Annotated in this window: 22 protein-coding genes and 1 riboswitch; of the genes, 8 read left to right on the forward strand and 14 right to left on the reverse strand. The window is 75.2% G+C overall.

Going from position 1 to position 22,299, the window contains the following annotated elements:
• Window position 1: 1 nt before the first annotated feature.
• The 4 genes from argB to ABRQ22_RS10285 form a co-directional block, all read right to left on the reverse strand.
• Entirely contained in the window at window positions 2–988 is a 987-nt protein-coding gene (gene argB, locus ABRQ22_RS10270) for an acetylglutamate kinase (protein WP_353709436.1), read from the reverse strand.
• Window positions 985–2,196 carry a bifunctional glutamate N-acetyltransferase/amino-acid acetyltransferase ArgJ gene (gene argJ, locus ABRQ22_RS10275; protein WP_353709437.1) on the reverse strand — a complete coding sequence of 404 codons (1,212 nt, stop codon included), beginning with the start codon at window positions 2,194–2,196 and terminating at the stop codon, window positions 985–987. Before argJ ends, argB begins: the two co-directional genes overlap by 4 nt.
• Window positions 2,193–3,287, reverse strand: coding sequence for an N-acetyl-gamma-glutamyl-phosphate reductase (gene argC, locus ABRQ22_RS10280; protein ID WP_353709438.1), 1,095 nt, complete (start codon window positions 3,285–3,287; stop codon window positions 2,193–2,195). Before argC ends, argJ begins: the two co-directional genes overlap by 4 nt.
• A gap of 456 nt (window positions 3,288–3,743) precedes the next feature.
• The gene (locus ABRQ22_RS10285) at window positions 3,744–5,414 is read right to left on the reverse strand and encodes a 2-isopropylmalate synthase (protein WP_353709540.1); all 1,671 of its coding nucleotides are present in this window, start codon (window positions 5,412–5,414) and stop codon (window positions 3,744–3,746) included.
• Window positions 5,415–5,696: 282 nt separating this feature from the next.
• Between ABRQ22_RS10285 and ABRQ22_RS10290 the strand changes: the two genes are divergently transcribed.
• The 4 genes from ABRQ22_RS10290 to ABRQ22_RS10305 are packed head-to-tail and all read left to right on the forward strand — an operon-like array spanning window position 5,697 to window position 8,616.
• Window positions 5,697–6,407: a FadR/GntR family transcriptional regulator gene (locus ABRQ22_RS10290; protein ID WP_353709439.1), complete on the forward strand. Its 711-nt coding sequence runs from the start codon at window positions 5,697–5,699 to the stop codon at window positions 6,405–6,407.
• Window positions 6,404–7,300, forward strand: a complete 897-nt coding sequence (locus ABRQ22_RS10295; RefSeq protein ID WP_353709440.1) for an ATP-binding cassette domain-containing protein — start codon at window positions 6,404–6,406, stop codon at window positions 7,298–7,300. Before ABRQ22_RS10290 ends, ABRQ22_RS10295 begins: the two co-directional genes overlap by 4 nt.
• Window positions 7,301–7,309: 9 nt before the next feature.
• Window positions 7,310–8,338, forward strand: coding sequence for a quinone oxidoreductase (locus ABRQ22_RS10300; RefSeq protein ID WP_353709441.1), 1,029 nt, complete (start codon window positions 7,310–7,312; stop codon window positions 8,336–8,338).
• Window positions 8,335–8,616 (forward strand): hypothetical protein, encoded by a 282-nt coding sequence (locus ABRQ22_RS10305; RefSeq protein ID WP_353709442.1) that lies wholly within the window; start codon window positions 8,335–8,337, stop codon window positions 8,614–8,616. Before ABRQ22_RS10300 ends, ABRQ22_RS10305 begins: the two co-directional genes overlap by 4 nt.
• Before the next feature lie 30 nt (window positions 8,617–8,646).
• Here the strand turns inward: ABRQ22_RS10305 and thiD are convergent, their stop codons facing one another.
• On the reverse strand, window positions 8,647–9,615 hold the full coding sequence (thiD, locus tag ABRQ22_RS10310) for a bifunctional hydroxymethylpyrimidine kinase/phosphomethylpyrimidine kinase (RefSeq protein WP_353709443.1): 969 nt from the start codon (window positions 9,613–9,615) through the stop codon (window positions 8,647–8,649).
• Window positions 9,608–9,701, reverse strand: a riboswitch (TPP riboswitch). (Overlaps the previous gene by 8 nt.)
• A 54-nt stretch (window positions 9,702–9,755) precedes the next feature.
• On the opposite strand from thiD, the gene ABRQ22_RS10315 reads away from it, so the two are divergent.
• Window positions 9,756–10,013, forward strand: coding sequence for a hypothetical protein (locus ABRQ22_RS10315; RefSeq protein ID WP_353709444.1), 258 nt, complete (start codon window positions 9,756–9,758; stop codon window positions 10,011–10,013).
• Between the two features lie 11 nt (window positions 10,014–10,024).
• Here the strand turns inward: ABRQ22_RS10315 and ABRQ22_RS10320 are convergent, their stop codons facing one another.
• From ABRQ22_RS10320 to infC, 9 genes are all read right to left on the reverse strand, one after another.
• Complete coding sequence (locus ABRQ22_RS10320) at window positions 10,025–10,699, reverse strand: YceI family protein (RefSeq protein ID WP_253051402.1); 675 nt, start codon at window positions 10,697–10,699, stop codon at window positions 10,025–10,027.
• 253 nt (window positions 10,700–10,952) lie between these two features.
• Window positions 10,953–11,831, reverse strand: a complete 879-nt coding sequence (locus ABRQ22_RS10325) for an SDR family oxidoreductase (protein ID WP_253051401.1) — start codon at window positions 11,829–11,831, stop codon at window positions 10,953–10,955.
• Window positions 11,828–14,449 (reverse strand): phenylalanine--tRNA ligase subunit beta, encoded by a 2,622-nt coding sequence (pheT, locus tag ABRQ22_RS10330; RefSeq protein WP_353709445.1) that lies wholly within the window; start codon window positions 14,447–14,449, stop codon window positions 11,828–11,830. Before pheT ends, ABRQ22_RS10325 begins: the two co-directional genes overlap by 4 nt.
• Complete coding sequence (gene pheS / locus ABRQ22_RS10335; protein WP_253051399.1) at window positions 14,449–15,576, reverse strand: phenylalanine--tRNA ligase subunit alpha; 1,128 nt, start codon at window positions 15,574–15,576, stop codon at window positions 14,449–14,451. The genes pheT and pheS overlap by 1 nt, the downstream gene beginning before the upstream one ends.
• 342 nt (window positions 15,577–15,918) lie before the next feature.
• On the reverse strand, window positions 15,919–16,587 hold the full coding sequence (gene thpR / locus ABRQ22_RS10340; protein ID WP_353709446.1) for an RNA 2',3'-cyclic phosphodiesterase: 669 nt from the start codon (window positions 16,585–16,587) through the stop codon (window positions 15,919–15,921).
• Window positions 16,584–17,480 carry an RNA methyltransferase gene (locus ABRQ22_RS10345; protein WP_353709541.1) on the reverse strand — a complete coding sequence of 299 codons (897 nt, stop codon included), beginning with the start codon at window positions 17,478–17,480 and terminating at the stop codon, window positions 16,584–16,586. Before ABRQ22_RS10345 ends, thpR begins: the two co-directional genes overlap by 4 nt.
• 68 nt (window positions 17,481–17,548) lie before the next feature.
• Window positions 17,549–17,935, reverse strand: a complete 387-nt coding sequence (gene rplT, locus ABRQ22_RS10350) for a 50S ribosomal protein L20 (protein ID WP_024840664.1) — start codon at window positions 17,933–17,935, stop codon at window positions 17,549–17,551.
• Between the two features lie 68 nt (window positions 17,936–18,003).
• Complete coding sequence (rpmI, locus tag ABRQ22_RS10355) at window positions 18,004–18,198, reverse strand: 50S ribosomal protein L35 (protein ID WP_047233980.1); 195 nt, start codon at window positions 18,196–18,198, stop codon at window positions 18,004–18,006.
• A 109-nt stretch (window positions 18,199–18,307) separates the two neighbouring features.
• Complete coding sequence (gene infC, locus ABRQ22_RS10360; protein WP_353709542.1) at window positions 18,308–19,291, reverse strand: translation initiation factor IF-3; 984 nt, start codon at window positions 19,289–19,291, stop codon at window positions 18,308–18,310.
• Window positions 19,292–19,668: 377 nt separating this feature from the next.
• Between infC and ABRQ22_RS10365 the strand changes: the two genes are divergently transcribed.
• From ABRQ22_RS10365 to ABRQ22_RS10375, 3 genes are all read left to right on the forward strand, one after another.
• On the forward strand, window positions 19,669–20,133 hold the full coding sequence (locus ABRQ22_RS10365) for a Fur family transcriptional regulator (RefSeq protein ID WP_353709447.1): 465 nt from the start codon (window positions 19,669–19,671) through the stop codon (window positions 20,131–20,133).
• Window positions 20,134–20,247: 114 nt separating this feature from the next.
• Window positions 20,248–21,762 carry a catalase gene (locus ABRQ22_RS10370; protein ID WP_353709448.1) on the forward strand — a complete coding sequence of 505 codons (1,515 nt, stop codon included), beginning with the start codon at window positions 20,248–20,250 and terminating at the stop codon, window positions 21,760–21,762.
• Between the two features lie 154 nt (window positions 21,763–21,916).
• Window positions 21,917–22,279 (forward strand): DUF1844 domain-containing protein, encoded by a 363-nt coding sequence (locus ABRQ22_RS10375; RefSeq protein WP_087472917.1) that lies wholly within the window; start codon window positions 21,917–21,919, stop codon window positions 22,277–22,279.
• Window positions 22,280–22,299 lie beyond the last annotated feature (20 nt).

Below are 22,299 nucleotides of genomic sequence, written 5' to 3' on the forward strand. Positions count from 1 at the left end.
TTCACGCGGCTCCTCCGGTGGTCGTGGCGGGCACGGGCGCCGATGCGCCCGCGGGGTCCGGGACGACCATGGTCCCGTTGCCCTGGGTGGTGAAGACCTCGAGCAGCGTGGAGTGGGGCACGCGCCCGTCGATCACGGTCGCCGCGGGGACGCCGCCCTCGACGGCGCGCAGGCACGCCTCCATCTTGGGGACCATGCCCGCGGAGAGGGACGGCAGGAGCGCCGCGAGCTCGGAGCGCGTGATCTGCGCGACGAGCGAGTCCGTGTCGGGCCACGACGTGTACAGACCCTCGACGTCGGTCAGGACGACGAGCTTCTTCGCGCCGAGCGCGACCGCGAGCGCCGCGGCGGCGGTGTCCGCGTTGACGTTGAGCACCTGGGTCGGGTCCTCGAGGTCGGGGGCGATGGTCGACACGACGGGGATGCGCCCGGCGTCGAGCAGGTCCTGGACCGCGGCGGGGTGCACCTCGACGACGTCGCCGACGAGCCCGACGTCGACCGGCTCGCCGTCGACGGTCGCGTGCCGGCGCTGGGCCTGCAGCAGGCCGCCGTCCTCGCCCGAGAGCCCGACGGCGTACGGCCCGTGGGCGTTGATGAGGCCGACGAGCTCGCGCGAGACCTGGCCCGTGAGCACCATGCGCACGACGTCCATCGCCTCGGGCGTCGTGACGCGCAGGCCGCCGCGGAACTCGGACTCGATGCCGAGCCGGTCGAGCATCGCCGAGATCTGCGGGCCGCCGCCGTGCACGACGACGGGGCGCAGCCCGACGCGGCGCAGGAAGACCATGTCCTCGGCGAACGCGGCCTTGAGCGCGTCGTCGACCATGGCGTTGCCGCCGTACTTGACGACGACGAGCGCGCCGGCGAACTCCTCCAGCCACGGCAGGGCCTCGACGAGCACCTCGGCCTTCTGCTCGGGGCGCAGGTCGGTGCGCGTGTCGAACGCGGCGTCGTCCGGGTGGGGCGTGGGAGTGGTCGGGTCGCTCATGAGGAGTACGCGCTGTTCTCGTGGACGTAGTCGTGCGTGAGGTCGTTGGTCCAGACGGTCGCGGTCGCGGAGCCGGCGTGCAGGTCGATCTCGACGCGCACCTCGCGCTCGGCCGCGAGATCGACGAGCTCGCGCGGCTCGCCCACTCCCCCGGCCCGGCACACCTGGACGCCGTTGACCGACACGTCGAGCAGGAGCGCGTCGAACGGCGCGACGTCCTCGGGGACCGTCCCGACGGCCGAGACGATGCGCCCCCAGTTCGGGTCGTTGCCGAAGATCGCGGCCTTGAACAGGTTGGAGCGCGTCACCGCGCGCGCGACCGCGACCGCGGCGTCCTCGCTCGACGCGTTCACCACGGTGACGGCGACGTCGTGGCTCGCGCCCTCGGCGTCGGCCACGAGCTGGCGCGCGAGCGACGCGCTGGCCTCGGTCACGGCGTCCGTGAGCTCGTCGAGCGTCACCTCGACCCCGGACGCACCGGAGGCCAGGAGGATCACGGTGTCGTTCGTCGACATGCAGCCGTCCGAGTCGACGCGGTCGAACGTCGTGCGGGTCGCGGCCCGCAGCGCGGCGTCGGCCGTCGCGGCGTCGACGACGGCGTCCGTCGTGAGCACGCACAGCATCGTCGCGAGGCCGGGCGCGAGCATGCCCGCGCCCTTGGCCATTCCCCCGACCGTCCACGTCGCCGCACCGTCCGGCGCGGTGGCGTCGGCGACCTCGCGGACCACGGAGACCGTCTTGGGCACGGTGTCCGTCGTCATGATCGCGAGCGCGGCGTCGCCGCCCCCGTCGACGGTGGCGGCCGGGTCCACGAGCGCCGCCGCGGCCGCGTCGACCCCGGCGAGCAGCTTCTCCAGCGGCAGGCGCACGCCGATGAGGCCCGTCGAGCACACGAGCACGTCGCCCGCGGACGTCGCGAGCACGTCGGCGACGTGCTCCGCCGTGCGGTGCGTGTCGGCGAAGCCGTCCGTTCCGGTGCACGCGTTGGCGCCGCCCGAGTTGAGCACGACGGCCGTCGCGCGCCCGTCGCTCACGGCCTGCCGCGTCCACGCGACCGGTGCGGCGAACACGCGGTTCGTCGTGAGCACGGCGGCCGCGACGTCGAGCGGCCCGTCGTTGACGACGAGCGCGACGTCGCGGGCGCCCGTGGACTTGAGCCCGGCGGCGACGCCGGCGGCCCGGAAGCCCTGCGGGGTGGTGACGGTCACGGGGCGACCCCCTCGGTCGTGAGGCCCGCCGTCTGCGGCAGGCCGAGCGCGATGTTCATGGACTGCACCGCGGCGCCCGCGGTGCCCTTGACGAGGTTGTCGATCGCCGTGACGGTGACGACGCGACCCGCCGCGTGGTCGACGGCGACCTGGACGAGCGCGGTGTTCGCGCCGAGCGTCATCGCCGTCGTGGGCCACTGCCCCGCGGGCAGCACCCGGACGAACGGCTCGCCGACGTAGGCGTCCTCCCAGGCCCGGCGGACGCGCGCGTCGAGCTCCGCGGGGTCGAGGCACGCGGCGTCGTCGGACAGGCGCGCCGTCACCGTGGCGAGGATGCCGCGCGACATGGGCACGAGCGTCGGCGTGAACGAGATGCTCACGGCCGGGGCCCCCGCGGCCCGCAGGTTCTGCCCGATCTCCGGGATGTGCCGGTGCGACCCGCCGACGGCGTACGGCTGGGCCGACCCGAGCGCCTCGGACGCGAGCAGGTGCGGCTTGAGCGACTTGCCCGCGCCCGAGTACCCGTTGGCGAGCACCGCGACGAGGTCGCGCGCCTCGACGAGCCCGGACGCGACACCCGGCTGGATGCCCAGCGTGACCGCCGTGACGTTGCAGCCCGGCACCGCGATGCGGCGCGCACCGGCGAGCCGTTCGCGCTGCTTCGTCTCGCTCGCGGCGGCGCCGGGCTCGTGCGTGAGGAGCAGCTCCGGCAGCCCGTACGGCCACGTGCCCGCGTGCTCGGAGCCGTAGAACGCCGCCCAGTCCGCCGCGGACTCCAGCCGGTGGTCCGCGCCCAGGTCCAGCACGAGCACGTCGTCCGGGAGCTGCGCCGCGATCTCGCCCGACGCGCCGTGCGGCAGCGCGAGGACGACGACGTCGTGCCCCACGAGGTGCTCGACGCTCGTCGGCAGCAGCACGCGGTCGGCGAGGGATCGCAGGTGCGGCTGGTGCTCACCGAGGAGCGTCCCCGCGTTGCTGTGCGCCGTGACGGCGCCGATCTCCACCTCCGGGTGCCCGGCGAGCAGGCGGAGCGTCTCTCCGCCCGCGTACCCGGACGCACCCGCGACCGCGACTCTGATCGTCATATGCATCACTATACATACTTATGCAACGCGCGGGCCTATGGCCCCACCCACGGTACGCGTGGTCGGGTCCGCGGTGGGGTCGGGTCTCCTGCCCGCCGGGTCGGGTCCGCGGTGGGGTCGGGTCTCCTGCCCGCCGGGTCGGGTCCGCGGTGGGGTCGGACCGTGTGCTTGGACTGGCGCACCGTCACCCTGGTCTTTCGGGCGGGGGTTCAAGGAGTGCGCCTCTGACGTCCTGCGCACACGGTCCGACCCCACCGCTCGTCCTGCCCGTCACCGCACGACCCGCAGCCCCGGTCCGGCGGTCACGCCCGGTCCGCGCGTGGGGACCGTCCTACCGCCCGCGTGGCGGGTGGTCCCCGGCCGAGATGCGAGAAGTGGCCCCGTCAGACCTCGCTCGTGGGGCCACTTCTCCCGTCTCGTCATCGCGTGTACGGCTCGATCGAGGGCGCGGACCCCGCGACCTCAGTCCGTCGCCGCGCAGACGGCGCGGACGCCCGCGCCGAGGACGGAGGTGTCGCGGCCGACGGTCCAGCGCGGGGCGCCGTCGGGGCCGCGGTGCTCGAGGTAGGTGATCGCGGTCGCGTCGCTCCCGCTGCCGACGGACTGCTGGGTGAGCGAGAGGACCTCGACCGGGCGGTCGAGGCGGGCCAGCGCGTCGACGAGGGCGTCGACCGCGCCGCTGCCCGTCCCGGACGTGGCGACGCGCTCGCCGTCGACTGTGACCTGGAGGTCGAGGTGCTCCGTCCCGTCGTCGGCGCGTCGGCTCGTCCACGCGAGGGGCTCGACGGCGCCGGGGCGCGCGTAGGCCGCGTCGAACAGCGCGAGGAGCGCGTCGGGCGTCACCTCGGCGCCGGTGGCGTCGGCGTGCTCCTGGACGCGGCGCGCGAGGTCGACCTGGAGACCGCGGGGCAGGTCGAGGCCGTGCACGGAGTGCAGCACGTACGCGACGCCGCCCTTGCCGGACTGGCTGTTCACGCGGACGAGGGCCTCGTACGTCCTCCCGAGGTCGGCGGGGTCGACGGGCAGGTAGGGCACGCGCCACGGCGCCCGGGCGGGGTCGAGGCCCGACGCCGCGGCGTCGGCCCGGTGCCGTGCCATGCCCTTGCGGATCGCGTCCTGGTGCGTGCCCGAGTAGGCGGTGTGGACCAGCTCGCCCACGTAGGGGTGGCGCGGGTGCACGTCGATCCGGTTGCACGCGACGACGACGTCCCGGATCCCGTCGAGGTCCGAGAAGTCGACCATCGGGTCGACGCCCTGCGCGTGCAGGTTGAGGCCCAGGGTCACGAGGTCGACGTTCCCGGTGCGCTCACCGTTGCCGAACAGGCACCCCTCGACGCGCTGCGCCCCGGCGAGGACGGCGAGCTCGGCGCACGCGACGCCCGTCCCGCGGTCGTTGTGCGGGTGGACCGAGAGGATCACCCCGTCGCGCCGCGCGAGGTTCCGGTCCATGTACTCGATCTGGTCGGCGTAGACGTTGGGCGTCGCGACCTCGACCGTCGCCGGCAGGTTGAGGATCACCGGGCGCTCGGGCGTCGCGTCCCAGAGCGTGGTCATGCGGTCGCACACGTCGAGCACGTAGTCCGGCTCGGTGAGGTTGAACACCTCGGGCGAGAACTCGAAGCGGACGCGCGGGTCGTCGCCGGCGTGGCGCAGCACGTCGGCCCCGGCGTCGGTGATCAGCCGGGCGAGCTCCTCGCGGTCGCGGCCGAGGACGACGTCGCGCCAGACGGGCGCCGTCGCGGCGTAGACGTGGACGACGACGGGGTTGCGCAGGCCCCGCACGGCCTCGACCGTGCGCGCGATGAGGTCCGCGCGCGCGGCGGTGAACACGACGACCGTCACGTGCTCGGGCGCGAGGTCGGTCTCGGCGAGCAGGCGCACGAAGTCGAAGTCGGTCTGCGACGCCGACGGGTAGCCCACCTCGATCTCGGTGTAACCCATCGCGACGAGCAGCTCGAAGAAGCGGCGCTTGCGCGCCGGGTCCATCGGTTCCGCGAGCGCCTGGTTGCCGTCGCGCAGGTCGACGGGGACCCACAGCGGCGCCTGCGTGAGGCGGCGCGAGGGCCACCGACGGTCGGGCAGCTCCGGCACGTCGACTCGCACGTGGACGTCGGCATACCGGAACGAGGGCATGCGCGAGGGGCGCTGGCGGTACCAGGAGGGAGCGGGCCCGGTCGAGCGATCGGTCGAGGCGCCGGGGGTCCGCGCAGGGAGGGTGGGAGCGGTCATGGTCTGGCTGTCCTTCGGCTCGCGCCCCGCGGAAACGGGGCGGTGGGCGACCGGCGCGCGACGGACCCCCACGGCGGGGGGCCGGTCCGGTCAGACCCCGCCGTGGCGCAGAAGGAGGAGCGCCGTCCAGGACATGCCAGGTACGCTAGCGCCGAACAAGTCCTCAGACAACCTGAGAGGTGACCCATGACCGCGCTGCACCGGCGCCCCCTCGCGGACCAGGCGGCCGAGCTCCTGCTCGACCGCGTGCGCTCCGGCGTCTGGCCCCTCGACCACCGGCTGCCCGGCGAGCAGGCGCTCGCGACCGAGCTCGGCGTCGGACGCTCCACCGTCCGCGAGGCGATCCGCCAGCTCGCGGGGCGCGGCGTGCTCGACAGCCGGCAGGGGTCGGGCGTGTACGTCGTGTCGACCGACACCGCGGACGACTGGGACGAGGTGCTGCGCCGCGGGGAGATCGTCGACGTGCTGGAGGTCCGCGCTGCCCTCGAGACCGAGGCTGCCGGCCTCGCCGCCGCGCGCCGCACCCCCGCGGACCTCCGTGTGATGACGACGGCGCTCTCCCGCCGCGGGCAGGTCCCGGCGACGTCCTCGGCCGCCGAGTACGTGGACGCGGACCTGGTCTTCCACCGGGCGGTCGTCGACGCCGCGCACAACGCCGTGCTGGGCGAGCTGTTCGCGACCTTCGTCCCGCGCCTGCGGCGCGCGATGGTCGCGATGGTCGACCTCGACCGCGCGGGCGAGGCGCACCGGCACGACCAGGACGCGCACGAGGCGATCCTCGACGCCGTGCGCGAGCGCGACGCCGTCCGCGCGTCCGGGGCGGCGCGCGCGCACCTGGCAACCGTCCACGCGAAGGTCGCCGGGCGCGGCTCCCGCACGACGGGCGGTGACCGGTGAGCGCCGAGGTCCTGTCCCTGCGCGGCGTCGACCTGGTACGGGAGGGACGGGCGATCCTCGACGGCGTCGACCTCACCGTCCGGGCGGGCGAGCACTGGGCGCTGCTCGGGCCGAACGGGGCGGGCAAGAGCACGATCCTGGGGCTCTGCGGGGCGCGCCGGCACCCGACCCGCGGCACGGTGCATGTGCTCGGCGAGCGCCTGGGTCGCGTGGACATTCAAACCCTGCACCGCCGCATCGGCCACGTCGACCCGCGCCACGACCTGCGCTCGCCGCTGACCGTGCTCGAGGTGACCCTGACCGGCCTCACGGGGACCGTCGACTGGCGCCCGCGCTGGCAGCCGACCCCGGCCGAGGTCGCCGTCGCCCGCGGGCTGGTCGCCGACCTCGGCCTCGCGCACCGCGCGCACGACCCCTGGCCGACGCTCTCCCAGGGCGAGCGGGGACGGGCGCTCGTGGCGCGCGCCCTCCTGCCCGGCCCCGCGCTCCTCCTGCTGGACGAGCCGTCCACCGGGCTCGACGTCGCCGCGCGCGAGCAGCTCCTCGAGACGCTCGACGCCGTGCGCGCGACCCGCCCGCACGTCGCCTCGGTGCTGGTGACGCACCACCTCGAGGAGCTGCCGACCACGACGAGCCACGCGCTCCTGCTCGCGCACGGCCGCGTCGTCGCCGCGGGCGCCGCCGCGGACGTGCTCGTCACGGAGCACGTCACGCGCTGCTTCGACCACCCGGTGCACGTCGAGCGCCGGTTCGGCCGGTGGCACGCGTCGGCGGGCCACGCGCGTCCGCCCCGCCTGGTCGGGGACGACGCGGTCGGCGCGGGGGTCGCGGGCGGCGCCGGGACGGACGCGACCACGACCGGGAGGGCGGCCGGGCTCGCCGCACGACCCTAGGCTGGGGCCATGCACGCGATCGTGGCCCGCGCGGCGGGCGGCCCCGACGTCCTGGAGTACACCGAGCTGCCCGACCCCTCGCCCGGGCCGGGTCGGCTCCTCGTCCGGTCGGCCGTGGCCGGGGTGAACTTCATCGACACGTACAAGCGCTCCGGCGTGTACGCGATGGAATACCCCCACGTGGTCGGCAGCGAGGGCGCGGGCGTGGTCGCCGAGGTGGGCGACGGCGTCGAGGGCTTCGCCGTGGGCGACCGCGTCGTGTGGACCGAGGCGCCCGGGTCGTACGCGGACCTCGTCGTCGTGGACGCCGCCCAGGCGTTGCACGTCCCCGACGCCGTGTCGCTCGAGGACGCGACCGCCGTCGCGCTCCAGGGCCTCACCGCGCACTACCTGTGCACGTCGTCCTACCCGGTCCGCCCGGGCGACCGGGTGCTCGTGCACGCGGGCGCGGGCGGCGTCGGGCTTCTCCTGACCCAGATGCTCGTGGCACGGGGCGCGCACGTGATCTCGACGGTCTCGACGCCCGAGAAGGCGGAGCTGTCGCGCGGCGCGGGCGCCGAGCACGCGATCCAGTACACGGCGTTCGCGGACCTCACCACCGAGCTGCCGGAGGTCGTGCGCGGGCTCACGGGCGGCGAGGGCGTCGCGGCGGTGTACGACTCGGTGGGCAAGGACACGTTCGACGCGTCGCTCGCGTCGCTGCACCGCCGGGGCACGCTCGTGCTCTACGGCGGCTCGTCCGGGCAGGTCCCGCCGTTCGACCCGCAGCGGCTCAACGCGGGCGGGTCGCTCTTCCTCACGCGCCCCAAGCTCGCCGACCACACGGCGACGCGCGCCGAGCTCGTCGAGCGGGCGACCGAGGTGCTCGGCGCCGTCGCGGGCGGCACGCTGCACGTGCGCGTCGGCGCCACGTTCGCGCTCGCCGACGCCGCCGACGCGCACCGCGCGCTGGAGGGCCGCGCGACCACGGGCAAGGTGCTGCTCGTCCCCGACGCAGCGGCGGCGCCCGACCCGGCCGCGGAGACGGGCACCGCGTGAGCTGGGACTGGGTGCCCGCGCCGCCGGGCGAGGAGGACGGGTCCGACGGCGGCCCCTCCCCCGCCCTCCGCCGCGCCGTGACGGTCCTCTCCGTCCTGCTCGCCGCGGCGCTCGCCGTGTACTGGGTGACGGTCGGTCTGCGCCAGCAGGCGGACGCGTGCGTCGCCGACCGCCCGGACGGCGTCGCGATCGAGGACGTCGACGCGCGGTGGCGCTGGGTCCCGCCGGGCTACGAGTGCGTCTACGCGACGGCCGAGGAGGACGTGGCGCGCGCCTGACCGACGTGACCGCTGCTCGCGCGCGGTCCGTCAGCGCGGCACGACGGGCGACGAGGCGTGCAGGTGGTCGACCGGGCCCCGGCCCGTCCCGACGCGCAGCGCCGCCCCGCCGCGCAGCGCGCCGGTGAGCCAGTCCTTGGCGTCGCGCGCCGCCTCCTCCCAGCCCGCACGCTGCGGGCGCAGGGCAGCGAGCGCCGCGGAGAGCGAGCACCCGGTGCCGTGCGTATGGGGCGTGTCCACGCGCTCGCCGTCGAACGTCGTGACGGTCGGCGCCGCGTCCGACGACGGGCCGGCGGGCACGACGAGGGCGTCCGGCGACGTCGCACCGGTGAGGTGGCCGCCCTTGAGCAGCACGACGGCACCGCTCGTCGCCGCGTACGACGCGGCCTGGGTCAGCGCGTCGTCCCACGTCGTCGCGACGTCGCGGCCCGCGAGGACGGCCAGCTCGGGGAGGTTGGGGGTGACGACGTCGGCCCGTGCCGCGAGGTCGCGCACGGCCTGCTCCGCGCCCGCGTCGAGCAGCCGGTGCCCCGACGTGGCGACCATGACGGGGTCGAGGACGACCCAGGGCCGCGGGAGCCCGGCGTCGGTCCGCGCGGCCGCGAGCGCGTCGTGCCACGCCCCGATCTCGCGGGCGTTGGCCTCGTCGGCCACCATGCCGATCTTCACGGCGTCGATCTCGACGTCGTCGGACACGGCGTCGAGCTGCTCGCGCAGGAACGTCGGACCGGGGACGTGCACGGACCGCACGCCGTGCGTGTTCTGCGCGACGAGCGCCGTCGTGACGGCCATGCCGTACGCGCCGTGCGCGGCGAAGGACTTGAGGTCCGCCTGGATGCCCGCGCCTCCGGTCGGGTCGGTCCCCGCGATCGACAGGACGCGCGGCCGCGCGGGCAGGGCACCCGGGCCGCCGGCCGCACCGGGCGTGCGGTCGGCCGCGGGCCGGTGGGCGCGGTCGCGCCCGGGTGCGGGGTCGTGCGGGGGCAGGGCGAGCGTCATCGCGGGACATCCCTTCGCTGGTACGAGCCAGAGCAGGTTCGACGGGTCTCATCTCAGCCCTCGGCGGGGCACCCCGTGTCGCGCGTCATGCTACGTCCTGCGCGCCCGAGGGTTTCACCCGGTCTCGCGCGCGAGAACGCGTGCCGGACCGCGTCCTCCTGGGCATGCCGCACGACCGACCCGCCCGCCGACCCGCGCCGCGCTCCCCCGCGACGCCGCTGCTCCCTCCGGTCCCCGCCCGCTGGACGACCGTCGACCGCCGGGGGCGCCGCGTCGTGCTCGCCGGCGTCGTCACGCACGAGGACGGCGGCCGCGTCGCCTTCGAGCACGTCCACCCGGAGCGCGGTGTGTGGCACGTCTGGGTCGCCCGCGGGGCCGTCGCGCGGGACGCACCCTGACGGACCGGACGTCAGGCCTGGTGCAGGGCCTCCCCCGCGATCTCGAGGCCGATCTTCTTGCCGACGAGGAACCCGCCCGTCTCGAGCAGCACGTTCCACACGAGACCGAAGCTCTCGCGGTCGATCTCGCCCGCGGCGTGGAAACCGAAGATGTCGCGGCCGTAGGGGTCGCGGCGCGCGCCCCCGTACTGCATCGACAGCACCGTCCGGTGCGTGACGCCGCGGACGGTGAGCAGTCCCTCGACGAGGAACCGCCCGGCCTGCGCCGTCCGGGGCTGCACCCGCTCCGGCGCGAGCTCGGCGCGCTCGGGCGAACGGTTCCGCAGTCGCGCCCACGCGAGGATCTGGTCCTGCTGCTCGCCCTGCCACGTGACCGCGGTGCTGCGGAACTCGATCGTCGGGTACGCGTCGACGTCGAGGAAGTCGGCGCTGCGCAGGTGCGCGTCGCGCTCCTCGTGGTGCGTCGTGAGGCTCGCGGTCTCGATCGTCGCGGACACCGCCGAGGCGAGCGGGTCCTCGCCGACGAGGATCGTGGCGCGCGCCCGGGTGAACTCGCCCCGGACGGGCGAGACCATCATGTGCATCCCGGTGAACCCGATGCGCTTGTGCGCCTCGTCGAGGGTGTAGGTGCCGGCCTCGGGAACGGTGAGGCCGTTCCACTGCCGGACAGGGCGTGCCGTCGTCATCCGTCGCTCCCAGGCGTCGTCGAGCCGCGACGTCGGTGTCCGCCCGGTACTTGGTCAGGTGTCCAGGACAGCATCCCCGATGAGTGAGTGAAGTTTCAACCAGATGCCGGGTGATCTCCCCCGCCCGCGCTGCCCGCGCAGGCGTCGCCCGCGGACGCACGAGCGCCGCCCGACCGGAGGGGTCGGGCGGCGCTGCGGGTCGGTGCGGGCGGGTCCGCGACGCGCCGGGTGGTCGCGGCCACGCCGCGGGACGTCAGCGGCTCGGCAGCTCTCCCGGCATCGGGTCGTCCGCGCCCCAGCGCGTGACCCGCAGGCGCCGCGCGTCGGGGCCGGGCAGGGAGGACCCGCGGCCCAGGGCCTCCTCGGCCGCGGCGCGCAACGACGCCGGGGAGTCGTGCGTCACGCGCACGAACGCCCCCGAGAACGCGTCGAGCTCGCCGCGCGCGATCGCGACGACCATCTCGACCGTGCGCTCCACCGGGGTCCACTCGGTGCGGCCCTCATGCATGACCATCGAGGCCGTCATGTCGGTCTGGACGACCCCCGGCGAGACCTCGAAGGTCCGCAGGCCGCGCGCGAACCCGGACCGGTGCAGGTTCGCGCCGAGCCGCAGGAGCGCGGTCTTGCTCGCGTTGTACGCGCTCGCGCCGTCCATGTCGTGCGAGCCCGCGCCGCTGTTCAGGTCGACGACGCGACCTCCGCCGCGCGCGAGCATCCCCGGGACGACGGCGCGCGCGAGGAGGAACGGCCCGCGCACGTTGGTCTCGACGACCGACCACCACTCGTCGGGGTCCGCCTCCCAGAGCGGCACCTCGGCGTCGACGCGCCCCGCGTTGTTGACGAGGAGGTCGACGCTCCCGAGCGCGTCCTGTGCCGCGCCCACGGCCGCCGCGACCGCCGCGGCGTCCGTGACGTCCGCCGTGACCACGACCGCGCGCCCCGCACCGCCGACGGTCAGGGCGCCGATCTCGTCGGCCACGCCCGCGAGCCGGTCGGCGTCGCGCGCGAGGAGCGCGACGTCGAGACCGGCGGCGGCGAGGCCGACCGCGATCGCGCGACCGATGCCACGCGACGCGCCGGTGACGAGCGCCGTCCGGGCGGGCGCGACGGCACCCGCCGCGTGCACGCTCACGCCCGCAGCTCCGCGCCCACGCGCTCGCGCGCGGCCGTCACGGCGCCCTCGCGGACGCGCGCGACGTCGTCCGCGGTGAGCGTGCGGTCGGCCGCGCGCAGCCGCAGCGAGAACGCCAGCGACTTGCGCCCGGCACCGACCTGCTCGCCGGTGAAGACGTCGAACAGCGCGACGTCCTCGACCAGGTCCCCGGCGCCGTCGACGATCGCGTCGCGCAACGCCTGGGCGGTCACGCCGGCGTCCACCACGAACGCGAGGTCCTCCTTGGCGGCCGGGAAGCCCGAGACGGGCGTCGCCTGCACGGGCGCGTCCGACGAACCGGCGACGACCGCGGACAGGTCGACCTCGAACGCCACCGCGCGCGCGGGCAGGCCGAGGTTCTCGAGCACCTTGGGGTGCAGCTCGCCCGCGTGCCCGACCACGGTCCCGTCCGCGAGCTCCAGGCGCGCGCAGCGGCCCGGGTGGAACGGGGCGCGCTCGGTGTCGGCCACCACGGACACGTCCGCACCCACGTGCAGGCCGGCGCGCTCCACCACGAGCCGGGCCGCCGCCAGCGCGTCGGTCCAGTCCGCGGCGCGGCCGGCTCCCCACCAGCCGGCGCGCTCGCGGCGGCCGACGAGGACGCCCGCCACGTGGCGCGGCTGCGCCGGGAGCGACGCGTCGATCGCGGCGAGCTGGTCGTCGGACGGCCGGACGCCGCCCGGCAGCGCGGGCGCCGCAGGAGCACCCGCGCGCGGGTGCGTCACCAGACCCACCTCGAACAGCGCGACGTCGCCCAGCCCGCGGCCGACGTTGCGGCGCGCCGTCTCGAGCAGCGTGCTGAGGAGGTCGGTGCGCATCAGCGGCCGGTCGTCGGCGAGCGGGTTGAGCAGGCGCAGCGCCCGGCGGCGCTCGTCGTCCGCGGGCAGGCGCAACGCGTCGAGCTCCGCGTCCCCGACGAACGGGTAGCTCAGCGTCTCGACGAAGCCGTCCTCCGCGAGCGCCCGGGCGACCGAGCGCCGCACGCGCTGCTCGCGCGTGAGCCCGCGACCGCCGGGCGCGGCCGGCAGCAGGGACGGGATCTCGTCGTACCCGACGAGACGCGCGACCTCTTCCACGAGCTCGGCGGGCTCGGTGAGGTCGGGTCGCCACGACGGCGGGGCCACCACGAGCACGCCGGTGGCGTCCGCGTCGTCCGCCTCGACCGAGCACCCGATCGCGCCGAGCGTCCCGACGACCTGCTCCAGCGTGTACGGCACGCCGACGAGGCGCTCGGCCTCGCCGGCCGGGAGGCGGATCGCGGCGGGGGCGACGACCCGGTCGAAGTCGCCCACCGCCGGGTCGGCCGTGCCGCCGCCGAGCTGGACGAGGAGGTCGACCACACGCTGCGCCGCGACCGCGGGCAGCAGCGGGTCGACGCCGCGCTCGAACCGCTTCGCGGCCTCGCTCGACAGCTTGTGGCGGCGCGACGTGCGCGCGACCGTCACCTGGTCGAAGTGCGCGGCCTCGACCAGCACGGCCGTCGTCGTCGGGCCGACCTCCGAGGAGGCACCGCCCATGACGCCCGCGAGCCCGAGCACGCGCGACGCGCGCGCACCTCCGGGGCTGTCCGTGATGAGCAGGTCCTCGGGGTCGAGGGCACGGTCCACGTCGTCGAGGGTCACCAGGCGCTCGCCCGGCGCGGCGCGACGCACGACGATCGGCGCCGCGACCTGCTCGAGGTCGTACGCGTGCAGCGGCTGCCCGAGGTCGAGCATCACGTAGTTCGTCACGTCGACCGCGAGCGAGATCGGCCGCATGCCGGACGCCGTGAGGCGGCGCTGCATCCACGCGGGGGTCTGCGCCGCGGGGTCGATCCCCCGCACGACGCGCGTGACGAAGCGGTCGCACCCCACGACGCCGTGGATCGGCGTCGCGTCGTCCACCTCGACGGGGAAGCCGTCGGGCGTCGCCGCGGGCGGGGGCGTGGGCAGGGAGCCGGGCAGGCCCGGGTCCGTGAAGCGCGCCCCCGTCGAGTGCGAGAACTCGCGCGCGACGCCGCGGTAGGAGAACGCGTACCCGCGGTCGGGCGTCACGTTGATCTCGAGCACCTCGTCGCCGAGGCCGAGCAGCGCGACCGCGTCCTGCCCCGGGGTCAGGTCCTCGGCCGCGTACCCGAGCCGCGGGAGCACGATGATGCCGTCGTGGTCCTCGCCGAGCCCGAGCTCGCGCTGCGAGCAGATCATGCCGTCGGACACGTGTCCGTAGGTCTTGCGGCTCGCGATGGGGAACGGACCGGGCAGGACGGAGCCCGGCAGCGCGACGACGACGAGGTCGCCCGGCGCGAAGTTGTGCGCCCCGCACACGATCCCGCGCGCACCGCCCGCCGGGACGTCGGCGGGGTCGACGCCCGTGATCTCGGCGGCGTTGTGCTCCGGTCCGACGTCGACCAGGCACCAGTTGATCGTCTTGCCGTTCTTCTGCGGCTCGGGCGTCATCGCGAGGACGCGCCCGACGACGAGGGGACCCGTCACGGCGGCGCCGTGGATCGCCTCCTCCTCCAGGCCGACGCGGACGAGGTCGGCGGCGAGCCGCTCGGCGGTGAGCCCCTCGGGCAGCTCGACGTGGTCGCCCAGCCAGTCGATGGCGACGTAGGGCATCAGATCTCCGTTCCGAACTGGGCGGAGAAGCGCACGTCGCCCTCCACCATGTCGTGCATGTCCGCGATCCCGTGGCGCAGCATGAGCGTGCGCTCGATGCCCATGCCGAACGCGAAGCCCGAATAGACGTCGGGGTCGACCCCGACGGACCGCAGCACGTTCGGGTTGACCATGCCGCAGCCGCCCCACTCGATCCAGCCGGGCCCGCCCTTCTTCTGCGGGAACCACAGGTCCATCTCGGCGCTCGGCTCGGTGAACGGGAAGTAGCTCGGCCGCAGGCGCGTGCGCGCCTCGGGGCCGAACATGGCGCGCGCGAACGCGTCCAGCGTCCCCAGCAGGTTCGCCATCGTCAGGCCCTCGTCGATCGCCAGTCCCTCGACCTGGTGGAAGACGGGCGTGTGGGTCGCGTCGAGCGCGTCGGTGCGGAACGTCTTGCCCGGGCACGCGACGTACAGCGGCACACCGCGCTCCAGGAGCGAGCGCGCCTGCACGGGCGACGTGTGCGTGCGCAGCACGAGGTTCGACGGGGCGTACGGACCGTCCGGTCCCTCGTCCAGCCCCGCCACGTAGAACGTGTCCTGCATCTGCCGCGCCGGGTGGTCGACGCCGAAGTTCAGGGCGTCGAAGTTGAACCACTCCGCCTCGACCTCGGGGCCCTCGGCGATCTCCCAGCCGAGCCCGACGAAGAAGTCGGCGACGCGCTCCTGCAGCGTCTCCAGGGGGTGGCGCGCGCCGGCGGGCACGCGGTCGACCGGGAGCGTGACGTCCACCGCCTCCTCGACGAGCACGCGCTCGTCGCGCTCGGCCTCGAGCTCGGCCTGGCGCGCGGCGAGCGCCTGGTTCACGCGGCCGCGGAGCGGGCCGAGGAGCTTGCCGGCGGTCTTCTTGTCCGCGGGCGCGAGCGAGCCGATCTGGCGGTTCGCGAGCGCGAGCGCGCTGCGGTCGCCCGTGTGCTCGGTGCGCACGAGCTTGAGCGCGTCGAGGTCGCCGGCCCCGGCGATCGCGGCGAGGGCGGCGTCGAGCGCGCGCTGGAGCGCGTCGGCGTCGAGCGGAGAGGGTGCGGTCGGGGTGTCCGGGCCGCCGTCCCCCGTGACGGGGGTGACGACGTCGGCGTCAGGGCTGGACATGCGTGCCTTCCTGGCGAGGGCGGGACTGCGGGAGCGGGCGACGACCAGGTCAGGAACCTCGATGGTGGCCTGGACGGGTGCCGCCTCGCGGGGCGCGACGCACGCGGCGCGCGCAGGCGCGCGCTGGTGCGCGCGTCGCGGTCATTCTAGGGCGCCCGTCCGGGCCCGGTCCGTCCCGCCTCAGGCGGGAGGTGTGCACGCGTCAGTCGCGCGGGCCCGTGACGGGCCCGGGAAATCGACGACCACCGTGCATGTTCATGGCCGCCATCCTCGCACAGCCGTCGTGCGCGCGCCGGGCCGTGCCCGTGCGGGGCTCTCGTCGCCCTCCCCGCGACGCGGTCGTCAGCCGCGCGCGGCCACCCCCGCCAGCGGGAAGGTCTCGACCGTGCGGTACACCCGCCGGCCCGACGTGTCGCCCGGCAGGTCGCCGGACGTCGACTCGAGCAGCAGGAGCTCGTGCGCGGTCCAGTCGGGGCCCGCGTAGACGGACAGCGCCGCGGCCGGACCGGCGAGCGGGTCACCGGCGGCGAGGTCCGCGAGGCCTCCCCCCGAGCGCCGCGCGTGCGCGCGACGTCGAGCCTGCCGGGCCCCGGCGGCGGCGCGCGCCACGGTGAGGTGGGCGCGCTGCCGCGGTCGCCGGTCGACGCCGACGCCGACCTCGCGGGCCGCCTCGGCCACGGCCACGCTCAGGCCGGGGAGCGCGTCCGCGCCGAGCCCCCCGACGCCGACCCACAGCACACGCCGGTCGAAGACCCCCGCACCGCGCAGGCGCAGCGACGGCGGCGGCGTCTCGTGCGCCACCGGCGCGAGCGCGGCAGCGAGGTCGGGCACCGCCCCGTCCGGGACCGACCCGAAGAACGAGACGGTCACGTGCCACAGCTCGGGCGGGGTCCAGCGCACCAGCGGGGCGCCGTCGGGCCGGCGCGCCTCCTGGGCCTGCGCGCCCGAGAGCGCGAGCGCGAGATGGTCGAGCGCGGCGGTGCTCGGGCGGAGCGCGGCGAACAGGCTCACGCGCCGGCCCCTCCCGCCGCGGCCGGACGCCGGGCAGGCCGGTGCGCCCGGCTCGAGGCGTAGAGGCACACCGTCGCGGCGGTCGCGAGGTTGAGCGACTCGGCGAGCCCACGGATCGGGACGCGCACGACCGCGTCGGCGAGCTCCCGGTCCCGCTCGGGCAGGCCCCAGGCCTCGTTCCCGAAGACCCAGGCGGTCGGGGCCGCGAGGTCGACGCGCCGCTGTCCGTCGTCGAGCGCCCCCGCGCCCGCGGGCCCGGCCACGTCGAGGAGGTCGTCCAGATCCAGGTCGCCCGCGCCGTCGGCGGCGAGCACCGTGAGCCCGGCATCGCGCAGCGCGGCCACCGCGTCCGCGAGGCTCACGCCCGTGACGACGGGAAGGTGGAACAACGATCCCGCGGTCGAGCGGACGACCTTGGGGTTGTGCACGTCCACGCTCTCGCCCGCGAGCACGACCGCGTCCGCGCCGGCCGCGTCGGCGGCCCGGATCACGGTCCCGGCGTTCCCCGGGTCGCGCACCGTCGCCAGCACCGCGACGAGGGCGGGCCGCTCGCGGCCGGGCCCGGCGAGCGTGGCCACGACCTCCCCGAGCGTCGGCTCGTGCGCGCGGACGACGGCGAGCACGCCCTGCGCGTCGGCGCTCATCGCGGTCAGCACCTCGGCCGTCGCGACGTGGACGTGCAGGCCCGCCGCGCGGGCGTCCCCGACGATCTCGGGGTAGCGCTCGCCCGCCGTCGGCGTCACGTAGACGTCGCGGACCCGGTCGGGCGCGAGCCGCACGGCCTCGCGCACGCCCTGGGGGCCCTCCACGAGGAGCTGTCCGTGCCGCGAACGCGCCGGACGCCCGGCCAGCGCTCGGACCGCCTTGACCCGGTCGCTGCGAGGGTTCGTCAGCGTGGGGTCGAGCGGACCGGGCGCCGACCGGGCGTCCGGGGCCGACGCGCGGCCTGGTGAGGTGCTGGTCAGGCTGCGGCCTTCGGCGCGTTGACGTCCTCGGGGAGCGCGTCCTTCGCGACCTGGACCAGCGCGTTGAACGCTGCCACGTCGTTGACCGCGAGCTCGGCGAGCAGGCGACGGTCGACCTCGACACCCGCGGCCTTGAGGCCCTGGATGAGGCGGTTGTACGTCAGGCCCTGCGCGCGCGACGCCGCGTTGATGCGCTGGATCCACAGCTTGCGGAAGTCGCCCTTGCGCGCCTTGCGGTCACGGTAGGAGTAGACGAGGGAGTGGGTGACCTGCTCCTTCGCCTTGCGGTAGAGGCGCGAGCGCTGGCCGCGGTAGCCGCTGGCGCGCTCGAGGGTCGTACGGCGCTTCTTCTGGGCGTTGACCGCCCGCTTCACGCGTGCCACGTGATGCTCCTTGCAGTTCGGGGCTCAGGGGGTGAGCCGGTCGGTGGCGGATCCCGCCACCTGCCGGGTCACTTGCCGAGCAGCTTCTTGATGGTCTTGACGTCGGCGGGCGAGACCACCTGGTCCTGGGCGAGGCGGCGCTTGCGCTTGGTGGCCTTGTGCTCGAGCAGGTGTCGAGCGTTGGCCTGCTCGCGCATGACCTTGCCGGTACCCGTGATGCGGAAGCGCTTCTTGGCACCCGAGTGCGTCTTGTTCTTCGGCATGACTGCCGTCTCTCCTTGTGTCCGGTCAGCCGCCTCGCGGCGGCCGACGTGTTCGGGTCCTGGCCGGTGGGCCCGGACCCCGAGCAGGGTCGGTCTGTGCTGCCGGCCGTCAGCCGGCCTTGCCTCGCGGTGCCGGCTTGGGCGCCGGGCGCGGGGCGCTCGGCTTGGGCGCGGCAGGCTTGGGGGCCGCCGGCTTGGCACCGGACGCCGGCGCGGACGGCGCCGCCGGTGCCGGACGGGGGGTGGCCGGGCGCGGCGCCGCGGGCTTCGAGTCCGCAGCCGGTCGGGCAGCGGGACGCGGTGCCGCGGCCGGACGCGGCGCGGGCGCCGATCTCGGTGCGGCAGCCTTCGGCGCGGGCGCCTCGGCGGCCGGAGCCTCGGCGGGGGCAGCCGCCTCGGCCGGGGCCGGGGCGGTCTCGACCGCAGGGGCCTCGGCGCTCTCGGTGACCGCGACGGCCTCGGGCGCGTCGAGGTCGCCGGGCTCCGCGCCGTCGCCGGTCCGCGCCGCGGCGCGCTGGGCGGACTTCGTCAGCCGGGGCTCGGCCTCCTGCGCCCGCTTGCGCTGCTCGCTCTTGGCGTCGGCCTTCTTCTTCACCGGGCCGAGCACCATGGTCATGTTGCGGCCGTCCTGCTTCGGCATCGACTCCACGAAGCCGAGCTCCGCGACGTCGTCCGCGAGGCGCTGGAGCAGGCGGACGCCCATCTCGGGGCGCGACTGCTCACGGCCACGGAACATGATCATGACCTTGACCTTGTCGCCCGCGGCGAGGAAGCGCTCGACGTGGCCCTTCTTGGTGCCGTAGTCGTGCGGGTCGATCTTCAGGCGGAAGCGGATCTCCTTGAGGACCGTGTTCGCCTGGTTGCGCCGCGCCTCACGCGCCTTCATGTCGGACTCGTACTTGAACTTGCCGAAGTCCATGAGCTTGGCGACGGGGGGCCGGGCGTCCGGGGCGACCTCGACGAGGTCGAGGTCCGCGTCCTGGGCAAGGCTCAGGGCAACCTCGGTGCGGACGACGCCGACCTGCTCCCCGCCGGGACCGATGAGTCGGACCTCGGGGACGCGGATCCGATCGTTGATGCGAGGCTCGCTGATGTGATGCTCCTAGGAAGTCGTCGGTAGACCACCCGGGACGAAGAAGGCCTCCGTCCCTGAGCGCAGGGCGGAGGCCATCAGGTCGGGACGTCGCACCGGGCGACGACCACGTCGGAACGCCCCCGAAGGGTGCGTCCCGGACCAGGACCCGGCCTCTGTCGCGACGTTCGTCGGCGGTCGAGACCCGGGTGGGATGAGATCCACTTGCGCACTCGCACCCCTCCCGTCGCCCGGAAGCCGGACGAGGAGACGCGCACGAGTCGGTCAGCCATCAAGGATAGCAGAGGGCGGGCCGGATGTTCGCACCCGCCCGACGGCGATCTCCTGATCGCCTCCATCATTGGAACTCTTCCAGTTTACGTGGTTAGAGTGGTGCCATGACGACAGGACCGACGCCCGGCGCGGGGACGACCCTCGACGACGGGCCACGACGCGCCCGCCACGAGGGCGAGCTCCGGGAGCACGGCTTGCGCGTCACCGCGGCCCGGTTGGCCGTGCTCGACGCGGTCGAGCTCCAGCAGCACGCCGACGCCGACGACGTCCTGCGCGCCGCGCGCGCGTCGCTCGGCTCCGTCTCGGTCCAGGCGGTCTACGACGTCCTGCACACGCTCACCGACAAGGGCCTGGTCCGCCGGATCGAGCCCGCGGGCCATCCTGCGCGGTACGAGCGCCGCCTCGACGACAACCACCACCACGTCGTGTGCCGGGGCTGCGGCGCCGTCGCCGACGTGGACTGCACCGTCGGTCACGCCCCCTGCCTGACGCCGAGCAGCACGTCGGGGTTCCGGATCGACACCGCCGAGGTGACGTTCTGGGGCCTCTGCCCCGACTGCGCGGACTGACCGCCCCCGCCCGCTCCCCGTGCCTCGTGCACCCGGAGCGCGCCCGTTTTCTCACGAAGATCCCGGTATGAGAACGCCAGACGGGCCGCGACCGCGGCCCACGGAAGGAGACCCATGACCGCCCCCTTCACCACCACGAACGCCGGCGCGCCCGTCGCGTCGGACGCCCACGCCCAGACCGTCGGTGCCGACGGGCCGATCGTCCTGCACGACCACTACCTCGTCGAGAAGCTGGCCCAGTTCAACCGCGAGCGCGTCCCGGAGCGCGTCGTGCACGCCAAGGGCGGCGGTGCCTTCGGGACGTTCACGGTGACGAACGACGTCAGCGCGTACACGCGCGCGGCGCTCTTCCAGCCCGGCACGACCACCGAGATGCTCGCGCGCTTCTCCTCCGTCGCGGGCGAGCAGGGCTCCCCCGACACGTGGCGCGACCCCCGCGGCTTCGCGCTGAAGTTCTACACGACCGAGGGCAACTACGACCTCGTCGGCAACAACACGCCCGTGTTCTTCCTGCGCGACGGCATCAAGTTCCCCGACTTCATCCGGTCGCAGAAGCGCCTGCCGGGCTCGAACCTGCGCGACAACGACATGCAGTGGGACTTCTGGTCGCTCTCCCCCGAGTCGGCGCACCAGGTGACCTGGCTCATGGGCGACCGCGGCCTCCCGTCGAGCTGGCGCCACATGGACGGGTTCGGCTCGCACACCTACCAGTGGATCAACGCGGCGGGCGAGCGGTTCTGGGTCAAGTACCACTTCAAGACCCAGCAGGGCATCAAGAACCTCACCGCTGACGAGGCCTCGCAGCTCGCCGGGTCGGACTCGGACCACCACATCCGCGACCTGTACGAGCACATCGAGGCGGGCGACTTCCCGCGCTGGACGCTCTCGGTCCAGATGATGCCGTACGAGGACGCCAAGACCTACCGGTTCAACCCGTTCGACCTCACGAAGGTGTGGCCGCACGCCGACTACCCGCTGGTCGAGGTGGGCGTCATGGAGCTGAACCGCAACCCGGAGAACTACTTCGCGCAGATCGAGCAGGCGACGTTCGCGCCGAGCAACTTCGTCCCCGGCATCGCGACGAGCCCGGACAAGATGCTGCTCGCGCGCATCTTCTCCTACGCCGACGCCCACCGGTACCGCGTGGGCACGAACCACGCCCAGCTCCCGGTGAACGCGCCGCACGCCGCGGCCGAGGGCGGTCACTCGTACGCGAAGGACGGGTCGATGCGCTACTCGTTCTCGTCGGCGACCACGCCGGTGTACGCGCCGAACAGCCGGGGCGGCGCGCACGCCGACCCGGCCCGCGCGGCGGAGTCCGCCGGCTGGGAGGCCGACGGCGAGCTCACGCGCAGCGCCGCGACGCTGCACCCGGAGGACGACGACTTCGGCCAGGCGGGCACGCTCTACCGCGAGGTCTTCGACGACGCGGCACGCGCGCGCTTCCTCGAGACGATCACGGGGCACGTCGGCGCCGTGCGCAGCGAGGACATCCGCGAGCGCGCCGTGCAGTACTGGACGTACGTCGACGCGAACCTGGGTCGCGACCTGCGCGCGGCCCTCGCCGCCGCGGACGCCCCGCTCGAGGGCGGCCAGCCCGGGACGGCCGCGGAGCCGGTCCGCGTCTGACCCCGTCGTGGCCGCCCTGCGGGGCGGTCGCACCCCGTCGGCCGTCGCCCCTCGCCGGGGCGGCGGCCGACGTCGTCCCCGGCTCGGGGCGCGTCGGCCGCCCGTCCCGCGCACCGGGCCACCACGCCCGCCGCCGGATGGAAAGATGGTCGCCATGAGTACCGAGAACGCCGCCGTGCCCGACCCCGCCACCGACGCGGTGCGCGACATCGCCGACGTCGCCGCCGTGGAGGTCATCACGTCCGCGGCCGTCCACCTCATGAGCGCCGCGGCCGTCAAGTGCGGCCTGGCCGAGGACGCGCAGGAGCAGGGCCACCTCGACCTCGACGAGGCGCGCAAGCTCATCAACGCGCTCGCCGCGCTCGTCACGGCGAGCGCTCCGGACATCGGCAACCAGCACGCCCGCTCGCTCCGCGACGGGCTGCGCTCGCTCCAGCTCGCGTTCCGCGAGGCGTCGGTCTACCCCGACGCCCCGGGCGAGGGCCCGGGCGAGAAGTACACGGGCGCCGTGAGTTGAGCACGCCCCCGGTGCCCCCG

It is taken from the genome of Cellulosimicrobium sp. ES-005 (genome assembly GCF_040448685.1).
In the GTDB taxonomy this organism is placed as follows: domain Bacteria; phylum Actinomycetota; class Actinomycetes; order Actinomycetales; family Cellulomonadaceae; genus Cellulosimicrobium; species Cellulosimicrobium cellulans_G.

Excerpts from the sequence above, each read along its gene's own strand:
- argB (WP_353709436.1), bottom strand. The coding sequence starts at position 988 with ATGAGCGACCCGACCACTCCCACGCCCCACCCGGACGACGCCGCGTTC.
- argC (WP_353709438.1), bottom strand. The coding sequence starts at position 3,287 with ATGCATATGACGATCAGAGTCGCGGTCGCGGGTGCGTCCGGGTACGCG.
- ABRQ22_RS10285 (WP_353709540.1), bottom strand. The coding sequence starts at position 5,414 with ATGCCCTCGTTCCGGTATGCCGACGTCCACGTGCGAGTCGACGTGCCG.
- ABRQ22_RS10290 (WP_353709439.1), top strand. The coding sequence starts at position 5,697 with ATGACCGCGCTGCACCGGCGCCCCCTCGCGGACCAGGCGGCCGAGCTC.
- ABRQ22_RS10300 (WP_353709441.1), top strand. The coding sequence starts at position 7,310 with ATGCACGCGATCGTGGCCCGCGCGGCGGGCGGCCCCGACGTCCTGGAG.
- thiD (WP_353709443.1), bottom strand. The coding sequence starts at position 9,615 with ATGACGCTCGCCCTGCCCCCGCACGACCCCGCACCCGGGCGCGACCGC.
- ABRQ22_RS10320 (WP_253051402.1), bottom strand. The coding sequence starts at position 10,699 with ATGACGACGGCACGCCCTGTCCGGCAGTGGAACGGCCTCACCGTTCCC.
- pheT (WP_353709445.1), bottom strand. The coding sequence starts at position 14,449 with ATGCCCTACGTCGCCATCGACTGGCTGGGCGACCACGTCGAGCTGCCC.
- pheS (WP_253051399.1), bottom strand. The coding sequence starts at position 15,576 with ATGTCCAGCCCTGACGCCGACGTCGTCACCCCCGTCACGGGGGACGGC.
- rpmI (WP_047233980.1), bottom strand. The coding sequence starts at position 18,198 with ATGCCGAAGAACAAGACGCACTCGGGTGCCAAGAAGCGCTTCCGCATC.
- ABRQ22_RS10365 (WP_353709447.1), top strand. The coding sequence starts at position 19,669 with ATGACGACAGGACCGACGCCCGGCGCGGGGACGACCCTCGACGACGGG.
- ABRQ22_RS10370 (WP_353709448.1), top strand. The coding sequence starts at position 20,248 with ATGACCGCCCCCTTCACCACCACGAACGCCGGCGCGCCCGTCGCGTCG.
- ABRQ22_RS10375 (WP_087472917.1), top strand. The coding sequence starts at position 21,917 with ATGAGTACCGAGAACGCCGCCGTGCCCGACCCCGCCACCGACGCGGTG.